This window comes from Agromyces hippuratus (assembly GCF_013410355.1).
In the GTDB taxonomy this organism is placed as follows: Bacteria; Actinomycetota; Actinomycetes; order Actinomycetales; family Microbacteriaceae; genus Agromyces; species Agromyces hippuratus.
Genome location: NZ_JACCFI010000001.1, coordinates 269031 through 283179, shown reverse-complemented (window position 1 = coordinate 283179; position 14149 = coordinate 269031). Strand labels below are relative to the sequence as shown.

13 protein-coding genes are annotated in these 14149 nt (G+C 70.7%); 4 read left to right on the top strand and 9 right to left on the bottom strand.

Annotated elements, in window-relative coordinates; all coding sequences use genetic code 11:
- Positions 1 to 85: 85 nt before the first annotated feature.
- From BJY17_RS01285 to BJY17_RS01275, 3 genes are all read right to left on the bottom strand, one after another.
- Complete coding sequence (locus tag BJY17_RS01285; protein WP_056013718.1) at positions 86 to 715, bottom strand: FMN reductase; 630 nt, start codon at positions 713 to 715, stop codon at positions 86 to 88.
- A gap of 2 nt (positions 716 to 717) precedes the next feature.
- On the bottom strand, positions 718 to 1866 hold the full coding sequence (locus BJY17_RS01280) for an LLM class flavin-dependent oxidoreductase (protein WP_179549779.1): 1149 nt from the start codon (positions 1864 to 1866) through the stop codon (positions 718 to 720).
- A 163-nt stretch (positions 1867 to 2029) separates the two neighbouring features.
- Positions 2030 to 3622 (bottom strand): M28 family peptidase, encoded by a 1593-nt coding sequence (locus tag BJY17_RS01275; RefSeq protein WP_179549778.1) that lies wholly within the window; start codon positions 3620 to 3622, stop codon positions 2030 to 2032.
- A gap of 154 nt (positions 3623 to 3776) precedes the next feature.
- Here BJY17_RS01275 and BJY17_RS01270 point away from each other — a divergent pair, with 154 nt between their 5' ends.
- Complete coding sequence (locus tag BJY17_RS01270; protein ID WP_179549777.1) at positions 3777 to 4592, top strand: glycosyltransferase family 2 protein; 816 nt, start codon at positions 3777 to 3779, stop codon at positions 4590 to 4592.
- 24 nt (positions 4593 to 4616) lie between these two features.
- On the opposite strand, the gene BJY17_RS01265 is transcribed toward BJY17_RS01270, so the two are convergent.
- Positions 4617 to 5474 carry an alpha/beta fold hydrolase gene (locus BJY17_RS01265; RefSeq protein WP_322789895.1) on the bottom strand — a complete coding sequence of 286 codons (858 nt, stop codon included), beginning with the start codon at positions 5472 to 5474 and terminating at the stop codon, positions 4617 to 4619.
- Positions 5475 to 5721: 247 nt separating this feature from the next.
- Between BJY17_RS01265 and BJY17_RS01260 the strand changes: the two genes are divergently transcribed.
- Complete coding sequence (locus tag BJY17_RS01260) at positions 5722 to 6099, top strand: thioredoxin family protein (RefSeq protein ID WP_179549776.1); 378 nt, start codon at positions 5722 to 5724, stop codon at positions 6097 to 6099.
- 51 nt (positions 6100 to 6150) lie between these two features.
- Here the strand turns inward: BJY17_RS01260 and BJY17_RS01255 are convergent, their stop codons facing one another.
- From BJY17_RS01255 to BJY17_RS01240, 4 genes are read right to left on the bottom strand one after another with little or no spacing between them, the layout of a single operon-like run.
- On the bottom strand, positions 6151 to 6765 hold the full coding sequence (locus tag BJY17_RS01255; RefSeq protein ID WP_179549775.1) for a hypothetical protein: 615 nt from the start codon (positions 6763 to 6765) through the stop codon (positions 6151 to 6153).
- A 60-nt stretch (positions 6766 to 6825) separates the two neighbouring features.
- Complete coding sequence (locus BJY17_RS01250; protein ID WP_179549774.1) at positions 6826 to 7713, bottom strand: LLM class flavin-dependent oxidoreductase; 888 nt, start codon at positions 7711 to 7713, stop codon at positions 6826 to 6828.
- Positions 7714 to 7745: 32 nt separating this feature from the next.
- Positions 7746 to 8948: a trans-sulfuration enzyme family protein gene (locus BJY17_RS01245; protein ID WP_179549773.1), complete on the bottom strand. Its 1203-nt coding sequence runs from the start codon at positions 8946 to 8948 to the stop codon at positions 7746 to 7748.
- Positions 8949 to 9000: 52 nt separating this feature from the next.
- Positions 9001 to 9966 (bottom strand): EamA family transporter, encoded by a 966-nt coding sequence (locus tag BJY17_RS01240; RefSeq protein ID WP_179549772.1) that lies wholly within the window; start codon positions 9964 to 9966, stop codon positions 9001 to 9003.
- Between the two features lie 95 nt (positions 9967 to 10061).
- Here BJY17_RS01240 and BJY17_RS01235 point away from each other — a divergent pair, with 95 nt between their 5' ends.
- A complete protein-coding gene (locus BJY17_RS01235; protein WP_179549771.1) occupies positions 10062 to 10607 on the top strand; it encodes a CGNR zinc finger domain-containing protein in 546 nt (181 codons plus the stop codon).
- Between the two features lie 91 nt (positions 10608 to 10698).
- The gene (locus tag BJY17_RS01230; RefSeq protein ID WP_179549770.1) at positions 10699 to 13719 is read left to right on the top strand and encodes a DUF2207 domain-containing protein; all 3021 of its coding nucleotides are present in this window, start codon (positions 10699 to 10701) and stop codon (positions 13717 to 13719) included.
- A 74-nt stretch (positions 13720 to 13793) separates the two neighbouring features.
- Here BJY17_RS01230 and rpsO read toward each other — a convergent pair whose 3' ends face one another.
- Positions 13794 to 14063, bottom strand: coding sequence for a 30S ribosomal protein S15 (gene rpsO, locus BJY17_RS01225; protein ID WP_056658110.1), 270 nt, complete (start codon positions 14061 to 14063; stop codon positions 13794 to 13796).
- Positions 14064 to 14149 lie beyond the last annotated feature (86 nt).

Here is a 14149-nt window from a genome sequence, read left to right as displayed (position 1 = left end):
CCCCTGTCGGTGCACCGGCGACGACGACCGACTCCCCGCGCGCCGGCAGGGCGCTCCAGATCGCCGCCGACCCTTCAGCGAGGCGTCACTCCCCCGTCAGGCCCCCGATGAGGTGGCCGAACGGCCGGTCGAGGGCGAAGGGGTCCCTGACGTTCGCTGAACGGTCGCTCGCGGCGACGAGCGCGGCGAGCTCGCCGGAGGCCCGGTCGATGCGGGCAGGCAGCGTTTTCACGCTGTCGGCCGATTCGCCCCAGTCACCGGTCGCGGCGAACACGCCGGTCGGCGCGACGATCGCGTGCAGGTACGTGAACATCGGCCGCAGCGCGTAGTCGAGTGCGAGCGAGTGGCGCGGCGTGCCTGCTGTCGCGCCGATCACGACCGGCAGCTCGGCGAGCGCCGCGCTGTCGATCACATCGAAGAACGACTTGAACAGCCCCGAGTAGCTCGTCGTGAAGATCGGCGTGACGGCGATGAGCCCGTCGGCGCCGGTCACGGCCTCGATGACGGCCTCGAGCTTCGGGCTCGGAAAGCCCGTGAGCATGTGGTTCATGATGTCGGTCGCGACATCCCGCAGCTCGAAGGTCTCGACGGTCGTGTCGATGCCCTGCTCGGCCAGCTTTGCGACGGTGGCGTCGCTCAGCTTGTCGGCGAGCATGCGCGTCGACGAGGGCTGGCTGAGTCCGGCCGACACGACGGCGAGGGTACGGGTCGTCATGGTCAGGCTCCCTTCACTGCCGCGGCGCCGAACGCGGCGCCCTTCGGAGCTGCACCCGTGTCACCGGCGGCCTTCGCGGCGTTGCGCGCAGCAACGAGCGAGTCGTGCGTCGGGGCATCCGGAACCGTCGCGGGGCGATTCTCGCCGAATTCCCTGCGCAGCACCGGCACGACCTCGGAGCCGAGCAGGTCGAGCTGCTCGAGCACGGTCTTCAGCGGCAGGCCGGCGTGGTCCATGAGGAAGAGCTGGCGCTGGTAGTCGCCGACGTAGTCGCGGAAGCCGAGCGTCTTGTCGATGACCTCCTGCGGGCTGCCGACGGTGAGCGGGGTCTGCGAGGTGAACTCCTCGAGACTCGGGCCGTGGCCGTACACCGGCGCGTTGTCGAAGTAGGGGCGGAACTCGCGCACGGCGTCCTGCGAGTTCTTGCGCATGAAGACCTGGCCGCCGAGTCCGACGATCGCCTGCTCGGCCGCGCCGTGCTCGTAGTGCTCGAACCGCTGGCGGTAGAGGGCCACCATGCGCTGGGTGTGCGAGGCGGGCCAGAAGATGTGGTTCGCGAAGAAGCCGTCGCCGTAGTACGCCGCCTGCTCAGCGATCTCGGGGCTGCGGATCGAGCCGTGCCAGACGAACGGGGGCACGTCGTCGAGTGGGCGGGGCGTCGACTGGAAGCCCTGCAGCGGCGTGCGGAACTGGCCCTCCCAGTCGACGAAGTCCTCGCGCCACAGGCGGTGCAGCAGGTTGTAGTTCTCGAGGGCGAGGTTGATGCCCTGGCGGATGTCCTTGCCGAACCACGGGTAGACGGGCCCGGTGTTGCCGCGGCCGAGCATGAGGTCGACGCGGCCGTCGGCGACGTGCTGGAGCATCGCGAAGTCCTCGGCGATCTTCACGGGGTCGTTCGTCGTGATGAGCGTCGTGGAGGTCGTGAGCTGGATCCTCGACGTCTTCGCCGCGATGTAGGCGAGCGTCGTCGTCGGCGAGGAGGAGAAGAAGGGCGGGTTGTGGTGCTCACCGAGCGCGAAGACGTCGAGGCCGACCTCTTCGGCGTGCTGGGCGATCGTCAGCACATCGGTGATGCGCTCGTGCTCGCTCGGGGTGCGCCCCGTCGTCGGGTCCTGAGTGATGTCGCTGACGGTGAAGATTCCGAACTGCATGGTTGCCCTCCTGGGCTCTTCCTCGTGGGAGATTCCGCGTTGCATGCTTTTGCATACATCTCCGACAACGGATGCCCCACGCCCACTATTCCCGATCGACCGCGATCGCGCGCACGCGAAGGGCGGGGGTGCCGGTCGGCACCCCCGCCCCGAACCGAACGAACTACCCGACGTCGCCGTGGGCGTGGCCGCCGCCGCTGCCGACGGTGCCCTCGGGGCCCGCGGGCACCGGCAGGGAGAGCCCGCCGGGAACGGGCTTGCCGACCACGCCGTTGACCGATTCGGTCGAGTAGGCGTAGGCCAGCACGGCGAACGCGATCGCGTCGACGTTCACGTCGAGTGCGTACTCGTCGACGTTGTCGAGGTCGTCGCACGCCTGGTGGTAGCACTGGTCGAGCATCTCGCCCACCTCGCCGCCCCAGATCGCCTGCTGCTCGACGGTCTTGATCGCATCGGCGCCGGTGAAGAGTCCGCCCGCGGCGATGCCGTTGAGGATGAACGCCTCGTAGTCGCTGCGACCGCTGAACTCCGCGTCGTCATACGGCACGCCGGCACCCGTGAAGTAGCTCTCGAACAGCTTCTCGATCTGCACCGAGCCTTCGGGAACCGTCACCGGCGCCTCGAAGCCCGACTCGTCACCGTCGTAGATCATGAACATGTAGTTCGGCGAGGCGATCATGTCGAAGTTGAGGTACAGCGCGATCTCGTCCTTCTGAGCCTGTGAGAGGGCCGCGACGTAGGCGGCCGAACCGAGCAGGCCGTCTTCCTCGGCGCCCCACCAGGCGAGGCGCACGGTGTTCTGCGGCTTGACCTTCGACATCTGCTGGGCGATCTCCAGCAGTGCGGCCGAGCCGCTGCCGTTGTCGCTGATGCCTGCGCCCTCACGCACCGAGTCGAGGTGCGCACCGGCCATCACGACATTGTCGTCGTTCGTGCCGGGCAGTTCGGCGATGATGTTCTTCTGGGGGCGCGGGTCGGGCGCGGGCACGAAGACGTGCGCCGACGAGCCGGGCTCGGCGAGCGCGACGCCTTGAGCGAAGCTCGCTCCGACGACCGGGATGTTGTGCGCGACCGGGGTGCCGTCGGTGCGTGACGAGGCGTCCGCGACGACGAGTCCCTCACGGTCGGGCGTGTTGCCCTGGTTGAAGATGATGACGCCCACGGCGCCCGCCTGCTCGGCGAAGAACGCCTTGTCGCCGAAGTTGCAGCTGCCGCGCTGCACGAGCGCGATCGAGCCTGCGGGGAACCCGGCGAAGTCGGCGGCCTCGCAGCCGCTCGTCGACGCCCGCGGCGGCGTGAGGTTGATGTCGACCGGAACCACCGCGGCGGTGACGTCGCCGTCGCCGCTGCCGGTGAACGCGCCGGTCGGGTAGTCGGCCACGACCGGGGTGAGCTGCGTGAGCGTCGAATCCCCGATGAAGTCGTAGTCGAACGTCTCGATCGAGACGTTCCAGCCGGCGTCTTCGAGCGTCTCGACGACGTAGTCGACACTGGCCTCGTAGCCCGGAAGGCCGGCCGCACGATTGCCGCCGTTCTCATCGGCGATCGCCTGCAGCGCCTCGAGGTGCTCCATCGCGCCGTCGGATCCGACGCACTCGAGCAGCTTCTGCACGGTGTTGTTGTTGCGGGTCTCGCAGCTCTTCGCAGCCGGTGCTGCGAAGGCGGCGCCATTGGGTATGAGCGCCAGTCCGGCGATCGCCGCGGTCGCGATCACCGCCGTCGTGGCGCGCTTGGAAAGTGTTGCAGATGGGTACATCGTCTCCCCTTCCATTCCGGTTCGTCTCCATTGACCCCCGGTCGCGGGCCAGCATATGTGGTGCGTCGCGCAGACGACAGCCCCCTTTCCGAATCGGGCGCCTCGACGCACGGATCGGGCGTGGCGCGACCGCCTCGTGGCTAGACTCGCCGTGATGGGCACGATTTCGGTCATCATTCCGAGCCTGAACGACGCGGACTTCCTCGCCGCATGCCTCGCTGCGCTCGCGAGCCAGACGCGGCGCCCCGACGAGGTCATCGTCGTCGACAACGGCTCGACGGATGCCACCCCCGACGTCGCCCTCGCGGCAGGCGCACGCGTTGTGCACGAGCCGCTGCGCGGCATCTGGCCCGCGACGGCCGCAGGGTTCGACGCGGCATCCGGTGACGTACTCGCCCGCCTCGACGCCGACTCGCTCCCCGCACCCGACTGGATCGCCGAGATCGAGCGGCGCATGGCCGAGTCGGATCGCCCCGCCGTCGTCACGAACGGCGGCGTGTTCTACGGCCGCAACGCGGTCGTGCGCTGGATCGCCCGCAACATCTACATCGGCGGCTACTTCACCGTCATCGGCGCGCTGCTGGGGCATCCGCCCATCTTCGGCTCGAACTACGCGATGCGCGCCGACGCGTGGACCCGGCTCCGCGACCTCGTGCACCGCGATCGCGCCGACGTGCACGATGACCTCGACCTCGCGTGGTGGATGCAGCCCGGTATGAACGTCGTTCGCGACCGCCGCATGCTGGTGCGCGTCTCGGCGCGCCCGTTCGACAGCTTCGACGGTCTCGCGCGACGAGTGCGCATGGCCTTCCACACGATGTCGGTCGAGTCGCGCGAGTGGCCGCCGCTGACGCGGCGCGCGGAACGCCGTCGGGCGCCCGTCTGGGTGTGGGAGGCGAGCGGGCTGCCCGCAGACCCCGATGGCGTCGACGTGGCCGAGACCGATGGTGAGGAACCGCTGCCCGCGTGACCGCGGGCAGAACGCCGCCGACGACTAGGGCGTGAGATCGGTCGCGGCGAAGAGGGCCAGCATGTCGCGCACGAGCTGATGCGGCGCCGTCTCGCACGGGCTGTGCCCGGTGGGATACACCGCGAGGTGCGCCCCGATGCCGCGTGCGAACCGCTCGTGGAGTTCGCGCGGCCAGAGGTCGTGCTCGCCCACCGCGACGAGCTTCGGAATCGCGGACGCAGCGAGATCCGCCCGCAGGTCGGGTGTCGCCATCATGAGCGCGATGATGTCGTCGACGCTCTCGCGCCGCGTCAGCGCGAAGCGTTCGCGCACGAATTCGAGCCGGCGCGGCGGCACCCGGTTGAGGTTGTTGCGAATGCCCCAGAGCATGAGCGCCGCGCCCTGCTGCGGCGAGGTGAACGAGCTGATCGGTCCGATGCGCTTGACCCCGCGGAACGCCTGGCCCGGCTCGGGAGGGGCGCTGAGGAGCGTGAGGCTCGCGAACCGATCGGGCCGTTCGAGCAGGGCGAGCTCGGCGAGTGTACCGGCGAAGCTGTAGCCCAGCACGTGCGCGGGCGCCGTGCCGTCGTCGAGCACGGCGAGCAGGTCGTCGAGGAAGAGCCGTTCGTCGTAGCGCGGGCGCGCCGGATCGAGGTTCCACGGCCCGGCTCGCCACGACTCGTACTGCCCGGCGAGATCGAAGGACTCGACCCGGTAGCCCGCCGCGGCGAAGAGCGGCATCATGAGCACGAAGTCCTCTTTGGACCCCGTGGCTCCGGGTACGAGCACGATGCGCGGGGCCGCAGGCTCCCCCAGCGCGACCCGAGCGAGCGTGCCGCTCGGCGCCGCGAACATCGAGTGCTCGGCGCCCTCGGGGAACACCCGCCAGTCGAGGTCGGGGATCGACTCGTCGGCACGGCGCGCCTCGTCGACGGCGACCTCGGAATCCGACGGAGCGTCGGCGACCGGGCCGCGTCGACGGAATGAACCGCGCGCGCCTCCGAATGCGACCACGCCTTCACGATACCGGCGACGGCCCACACGAGGTGAGGAAACCCCCCCGTCGGCGCGCCCGGCCGTCGAGCCGGCTCACACCTCGCGCAGAGCGAACACCGGGCGCGGCCACAGACTGCGCGTTTAGGCTGGAGGCATGGCTACCGTGGCGCTCACCCTTGACACCTTCGAGAAGACGATCCTCGAAGGCGGCACCGTCTTCGTCGACTTCTGGGCCGGATGGTGCGGTCCCTGCCTGCAGTTCGCACCGAACTACGAGGCTGCCGCCGAGGCCAACCCCGACCTCACGTTCGCCAAGGTCGACACCGAAGACCAGCAGCAGCTCGCCGCAGCCATGAACATCACGTCGATCCCGACGATCATGGCTTTCAAGGACGGCATCGGGGTCTTCGCGCAGGCCGGCGCGCTGCCCCGGCCGATGCTCGACGAGCTCATCTCCCAGGTGAAGGCGCTCGACATGGAGCAGGTTCGTGCCGACCTCGCCAAGCAGGAGGCCGAGGAGGCCTCGGCCTGAGCCGACGCCTCACCATGCGCGGCCGAGTCGTTCCGGCGACCGCGTGGCGCGTCACTCCACCGGTGCGGCGCCGAGCCGTTCGAGGCCGCTGAGGTCGAGTTCGACCCGGTACGGTCGCGAGTCCCCCGTGATGAGCGCCGGCACCCGCGCGTACCGGCCGCGCTCTCGCAGGCCGTCGAGCAGTTCGCGCCAGCGGTCATCGGCCGCGGGGCTGAGGAATCCGGCATGACGCGGGCGGTCGCCGCCGACCAGCTGCACGCCGATGCGGTAGCGCCGCGACAGCCAGCGGCTGGCACGGGGCACGAGCACCGCATGCTGCTCGGGGCCGCCGTGCAGCCGCGCGAGCTCGATCGCCGGCTGGTGCCGGTGCTCGTCGACCACCGGCGCGACGGCGCGCACGCCGCGCTCGACGCGCTCCGCGTCGACGAGTTCGAGCCCGTCGAGGCTCGTGAGGTCGCCCCACTGGTCGGGGTTCGATCGTCGCGACCCGCGCACGAGGCCGACGATGAGCCAGGCGACCGCCGCCGCGAGGATCGCGAGGAACGGCCAGAGCAGCCACGGCGGGCCCTCGGGGCGCACGACACCCGTGAGCAGGAGCAGCACGAACACGACGAGGTACGGGAGCGGCTCCCAGGCGAGCAGGGGCTTCGAGCGGGGCGCGGGCATTGCCTCAGGGTATCGCGGGCAGCAAGACGCCGGGTCCCGCGGATGCCTCGGCGCCCGTGATCAGCGCAGGCGCGGCATGAGCTCGGCGACCTCGTCGAGCACCGACTCGTCACCCGCATAGAGCCCGTGCTCGCGCGGCCAGTGCGCGACGACGTCGGTGAACCCGAGTTCGGCGGCACGCCCGACGGCGTCTTCGAAGGCCGCGGCGCTCGCGAGGCTGTACCGCGGCTCCGAGTCGAGCGAGAGGATGCGATCGAGGCTCGCCGGGTCGCGGTCCTGTCGCGCACAGGCGTCGTCGAGCCGTGCGCTCAACTCGGCGAGACGCTGCCACCAGGCGTCGGTGTCGTCGACGGTGGTGCCCGTCGTCACCCAGCCGTCGCCGAGCCGCGCCACGAGATCGAGGCTCTTCGGCCCCTCTGCGGCGAGGTGCAGCGGCATGCGCGGACGCTGCGCCGGCTCGCCGACCATGCGGGCACCGGACGCCGCGAACCACTCGCCCTCGAACGAGATGCCGCCCGATTCCGGCTCCTCGAAGCGCAACAGCACGTCGAGTGCCTCGGCGAACTCGACGAACCGCTCGAGGCGCTGCCGCGGCGTGCACTCGGACTGACCGAGCACGAACGCGTCGAACCCGGTGCCGCCCGAGCCGACCCCGAGCAGCAGGCGCCCACCCGAGATCTGGTCGAGCGTCGCGACCTCCTTCGCGAACGGCACCGGATGCCGGAAGTTCGGGCTCGCGACGAAGGTGCCGAGCCCGATGCGCTCGGTGACCATCGCGGCCGCCGTGAGGGTGGGCACCGTGGCGTGCCAGCGCTCCCCCGCGAGACCTCGCCACGAGAGGTGGTCGTAGGTCCAGGCGTGATCGAACCCGAGTTCCTCGGCACCGCGCCAGTAGTGCACCGCCTCGGGCCATTCGTGCTGCGGGAGGATGATCACGCCGAATCGCATGATCAGATTCTAGGCAGTGCCGACCGGGCCGTTCAGCCGGCGAGCGTCCCCACCGCGACATCGAGCGCCTGCCGCAGGTCGGCGATCAGGTCGTCGGCATCCTCGAGGCCGATCGAGAAGCGCAGGTGCCCGAAGGTCTTGAACCCGTCGGGGTAGAACGCCACCCGCGGCCCGGTCGTGCCGACGTGCACGATGAGCGACTCGTCGTGCCCGAGCGAGACGGCGGAGGTCACGATGCGCAGCGCGTCGACGAAGGCGTTCTGCACCTCGGGGCCGCCGTCGACGGCGAACGACATCACCCCGCCGTAGACGCCGTCGAACTGCGTCGTCGCCAGGTCGTGCTGCGGGTGCCCCGCGAGCCCCGGGTAGGCCACGAACGCGATGCGCGGGTCGGCGTCGAGCGCCTCGGCGACGCGCAGTGCGGTCGGGAACGTCTGGCGGAGGCGCAGCGGCAGCGTCACCGAGCCGCGCATGATGAGCCACGCGTTGAACGGGCTGATGACGCCGCCCACGTCGACCATGGCATCGGCCTTCAGCCGGCCGATGAGCTCGCGCCGGCCCGTGACGGCCCCGCCCATGGCGTCGCCGTGGCCGTTGATGTACTTCGTGAGCGAGTGCACCGAGAGGTCGGCGCCGTGATCGAGCGGGCGGAAGAACGGCGGCGGGGTGAACGTCGAGTCGACGCTGAGCAGGGCACCGGCGTCGTGTGCGATCGCGGCGACCCCCGCGACATCCGTCACCTTCGTCGTCGGGTTCGCGATCGCCTCGATGTGCACGAGACGCGTGTTCGGCCGCAGTGCCGCTCGCACCGCGTCGAGGTCGCTCGTGTCGACGAAGTCGGCCGCGATGCCGTACTTCTCGGGGAACAGCTCGGTGAAGAGCCGATAGGTCGCCTCGTACGAGACATCAGAGACGATGACGTGGTCGCCCGACTTCAGGAAGGTGAAGAACACGGCGTGCAGCGCCGCGACGCCGCTGGCGAGCACGACCGAGTCCTCGCCGTGCTCGAGCAGTGCGAGCTTCTGCTGCAGCCCGATCTGGTTCGCCCCCGAGTTGCGGGTGTAGAGCGGGCTCTCGGTGCCCGACCAGCTCATCGTCGACGGATCGTCGGGCAGCGCGTAGGAATTGGCCATCACGATGGGCGTGCGGATCGCCCCCGACCCGCCGTCGACGGCGTTGCCGGCGTGCACCGCCTGGGTCGTGTCGGCGAGTTCGGTCCAGTCGGCGCGTGTCATGCCTCGACGCTACGCCCGGCTCATCGAGTATTACGGCCGGTTTCGGGCGTCGCTACTCGCGGGCGTCGACCGCCACCGGCACGAGATCGATGTCGAGGGCGACCGCCGCGGCATCCCTCGGCCGTTCGAAGCGCACGAGCACGATGCCGCCGAGGATGAGCAGACCGCCCGCCGCCTGCAGCGGGCCGATCGCCTCGCCGAGCACGAACCACGCCACGATCGCGGCGAAGATCACCTCGGAGAGACCGAGGAACGACGACAGGCGCGTGCCCAGCATGCGGATCGCGCTGATGCCCGCGACGTAGGCGAACGCCGTCGAGACGAGGCCGACCGTCAGCACCGGCACCCACCACGGCGCGACCGTGCCGAAGTACTGCACTTCGACGAACTCCGCCGAGAACGGCACGACGCCGATGATGCCCAGGGCGCCGAGCACGATCGCGCCCACCACGAAGCCGCTCGCGGCGAGCGCGATCGGGGGCACCGAGGCATCCGCTCGCTCGCCGAGCACGTAGTAGACGCAGACGCCGACCATCGCGACGCCCGCGAGCAGCAGGCCGACGACGTCGAGCCCATCGCCGCCCGGGCCGATCACGAGGTAGAGGCCCGCGATCGCGAGCACCGAGCCCGCGATGACGACGAGCTGCGGCGCCCGGCGCTGGCGCGCCCAGGCCACGAGCACGAGGGCGACGGGTGCAAGGTACTCGATGAGCAGCGTCGTGCTGACGGGGATGCGCGCGATCGAGGCGTAGAAGGCGACCTGGGTGCCGACAACGGCGATGAGGGCGTACGCGAGCACCGTCCACCGGGCGTGCCAGAGCGGTCGCAGGTCGAACTTCAGGGCGATGAGGCCCGGCACGATCAGCGCGATCGCGGCGACGCTGATGCGGGCGAAGACTGCGGCGCCCGGCGACCAGCCCGACTCGAGGAGCGGCTTGACGACCACGCCGCCGGCGCCGAACGCGAGCCCCGCGGCGAGGCCGATCACGATGCCGATGAAGCCCTTCGAACCGCGCATCGGCGTCTCCTTCTCGTGGTGTGGATCTCGTGGCGGCGTCATGACCGAACGACGTTATGCTCGTGACAGTAGCGGCAACGGACGTCAGGAGTCAAATGATCTTCACCGATGACACGATCGCAGCGCTCGGCTTCGTGGCCGCACTGGCCGACACCGTGCCCGAGGCATCCGAATCAGGCGCGGACGAGCTCTCGACACCCGAGCAGCTCGGCGCCATCCTCGACGCCTGGTGGTACTCGGGTCGGCGCGACGGCACCGCCGCCGAAGTCGCCGAGGTCGCCGCCGCGCGCGACCGGCTGCGCGCGCTCTGGAGACTCGATCGCGACGACGCCGTGGCCGAGGTGAACGCGATCCTCGACGAGGCGAACGCCCTGCCCCGACTCGTGCGGCACGACGACCTCGACTGGCACGTGCACGCGACCAGTCAGGACGCCCCGCTCGCCTCGCGCATCCTCGTCGAGGCGGCCATGGCGTTCGTCGACGTCATCCGCGCCGACGGCATGGATCGCCTGCGCGTCTGCGAGGCCGACGACTGCGCGGGCATCTACGCCGACCTGTCGAAGAACGCGTCTCGTCGCTACTGCAGCACGCGCTGCGGCAACCGCATGGCCGCTCGGGCGCACCGCGCGCGCGCCGAGTAGCGCGGCATCGATCCACCCCATGGTTGCCCAGGGGCTCCGCTCTCGTTCAGCGTGACCGAGGGCGACATCACGTCCCCTTAGAATCGGCCGGGTGACCCGACGCCGCTCCCGCCACGACGACGACTCCGCGTCTGCGCCGACCCCTGCGGCTGCCGATCCCGCGTCGTCGATGCCCGATGACGCCCTCCGCGACGACCGGCCGCGGCACACCCCGCTCTGGGCCCTGCTCTCGGGCTGGCTGCTCGGGCTCGAGGCGTGGCTGCGCAGCCACGGCGGGCGCGGGCTCCGGCGCGGGCTCCGCCTGTTCTGGGCCGTTGTCGCCACTGCGGGCGTCGTGCTGCTGGTCGGCCCCGTCATCAATCCGCCGCTGACCCTCGACGACATCACCTCGTCGGCCTCGCACGCGACCGACGACTGGATCGCCCGCGAGTTCGCCGCGGACTACCGCATCGAGCGCGACGCCGACGGCCGGCTGCGCGCCGAGGTCGAGGAACGGATCGCGGCGAACTTCCCCGACGATGTCGCGGCGACCGGCATCCAGCGGGTGCTCGCCGCCGAATACGAGGGGCACTCGCTCGCTCCCTCGTCGATCACGGCGACACTCGACGGCGAACCCGTTGATGCCGAGATCAGCCGGAGCCCCACGCAGGTCACCGTCACGATCGACGCCGGCGAGCGGCTCACCGGCGACCACGACTTCGGACTGAGCTACCGGATGTCCGACCTCGCGTACGTCGCCGTCGACGAGGCGAGCGGCGCGAGCATCGACCTGCTGGAATGGGACGTCTTCGGCCCCTCCTGGCCCCAGGCGTTCTCGGGCCTCGACGTCGCGATCACCCTGCCCGACGAGCTCGCCGACCGGCTCATCCGCGAACCGCGCGGCAGCCTCGCCTGGACGCTCGTCGGCGGCGGCGAGTGGCTCGAGGCCGAAGCCGACGGCGAGCCGGGCCATTCGACGTACCGCCTGACGAACGAACAGAACATCCCGCCGCACGCGCAGGCCTGGTTCACCATGAGCTTCGAGGCCGGCACGTTCGAGATGCCGCCGCCGTCACCACTGTTCATCGTGCAGTCGTTCGGGCCGCTGCTGCCGCTCGCCCTGCTCGCGATCGCCCTGCTGTTCGCGCTGGCCGCACGCGCAGTGGCCTGGGCCGACGCCCGGGGGCGCCCGTGGTTCGTGGCCCAGCACGAGCCGCCGCAGGTGACCCCCGGCATCGCCGCGCACGTGCTGGGTGCGCCGCGGGCGGTCGAGCTCGGCGAGGCGCTCGAGGGGCTCCCGCGGTGGAAGCGGGCCCGCCCGGCCGAGGTCGGACGTGCCCGCGTGCAGGCCGCCCGTGCCGCGCGCCGCACCGGGCGGATCGGCGACCTGCCCCGCGCGCTCGCACGGTACTGGTTCGGCGGCGACCGGCGGAGGATCGTCGCCGACGGACTCCGCCGCGTGCCGGCGGGGTTCGTGCGCGACGCGTTCCTCGCCGCTCCCCCCGCCCTCGTGCTCGTGCAGTGGGGACTCGTGCGCCAACTCTCGCACCAGGCGAAGCTCGCCGTCGTCTGGTGGCCGGTGGCGTTCGTCATCGCCTCGACGGTCATCGCTGCGATCGTGATGTGGATCGCCTGGTCCTCGCGCCCGCTCACCCGCCGCGGGGCGCTCCTCAAGCAGCACCTGCTCGGCATCGACGCCTACGCTGACCGCACGCAGCTGCTCGACCGCGGCCCATCGAACGATCCGGCGCTCCCCTATGCCGTGCTCGCGACCGACGCGAGATCGGCCGGGCGCCGCGTGACGGCCCTGCTGGACGCCGAGATCGGCGACACCTCGGCCGAACGCGGATGGCGCACGCCCGGATACCTCACGTGGCCGCGCCTGCTCGTGATCGGCGCATCCCTCCTGCTGCTGCCCGGCATGATCGCGATGATCGCGCTCGTGCCGAACCCCTACGAGCGCGGCATCCGCTACGCCGCGTTCGACCAGGATGTGCCCGGCTCGCTCTGGACGACCGTCGAGACCGCGGACATCGTCGGCGAGCTCTCGCGGGCGTCCGACGGCCGTGCCGTGCTGCACGTCACCGAGCGATTCGAGGTCGCGTTCGATGATTCGAGCAGCCGGGTGCCGCAGTTCGCCGACCAATGGCGCAATCGTGTCGAGGGCCAGACCCTCGACCTGCGCGTCGACGCGGTGCGCATCGATGGCGACGACGTGCCGTTCGCGACCGAGCAGGTGCGCGACACGCTCCTCATGCACACGACGCTGACCGAGGTGCTGTCCGGCACGCGTGACGTCGAGGTCGAGTACACGCTCGGGTCGGCCGCCGTCGCGGCGACCGGCGACGAGGGCGGCTACGGGACTGGGCCGACCGTCGATCGCGTGCGCTGGGCGGCGCTGATCGAGAACTGGGATCTCGCCTCGTCGTGGCGCGACCACGACACCCAGGAGTTCGCCCCTACGCGGATCGAGTTCCGCGTGGCCGACGACCTGTACGCGCTCGCGACCGAGTCCGGCTGGATCACGCGCGACACCGACGCCGCCGACGAGGCGCGCGACTGGCCCGAGTCCGTCGTGCCGTTCGGCGGGGTCGACGAGGCCGTGGCCGACCTCGAAATGCACGGGGTCGAGGAGACGACCGAGCATTCGGACGGCACCCTGGTCGCCTCGGTCTCCTTCGAGGACACCGAGTTCGGCGTACCGCTCGTGCTCACCGTCGACGATCTCGGCGTGCGACTCGACTTCCCGGCGGGCACCTTCGTCGGCCCCGATGAAGACGACCGGCGCGCCTGGCAGGCGATCTCCGTACTGCCGTTCGCAGCGACGCTCGCCCTCGAGGTGCTCGCGATCCTCATCGCAGGGCTCGGCATCCTCGCCGGCCTCGCGCAGGTGCCGGCCGCGTTCCGTCCCGGCGTGTTCCGCGACCTCGTCGTCTGGTTCGCGCCCCTGGCGACGCTGACGGCCGCGGTCGGGTTCTTCTGGCTGTGCGGCGACATGGTGCCCGACCATCCCGTGCTGCCCATGCTGGGGTGGCCGCTCGTCGCGGCGATCGCCGCGGTCGTCGCCGCGCTCGTGCTGACCGCGCGCAAGCGGGCTCCCGAGGAGATCCGGGACGAACTCACCCGGGGATGACGAAAGCCCCCGGCCGGCTCGTGAGAGCTGGGCGGGGGCTTCCGCAAGAAGTTCGCGGATTCAGCGAGAGTCGATTAGCGGCGCAGGCCGAGACGCTCGATGAGCTTGCGGTAGCGGTTGATGTCCACATCGGCGAGGTAGCCGAGCAGACGACGACGCTGACCGACGAGGAGCAGCAGGCCACGACGCGAGTGGTGGTCGTGCTTGTGCTCCTTCAGGTGCTCGGTGAGGTCCTTGATTCGCTTCGTGAGGAGCGCGATCTGGACCTCGGGGGATCCAGTGTCACCGGGGTGCGTCGCGTACTCTTCGATGATCGCCTTCTTGACATCGGCTTCAAGTGCCATAGATGGGATCCCCTTTCTTCTTGTTGCGCGCTGCCCGTGGCAGAATGCCCGGGCTCTCTTTGTGCGCGGCCGTCATGACGGCAACC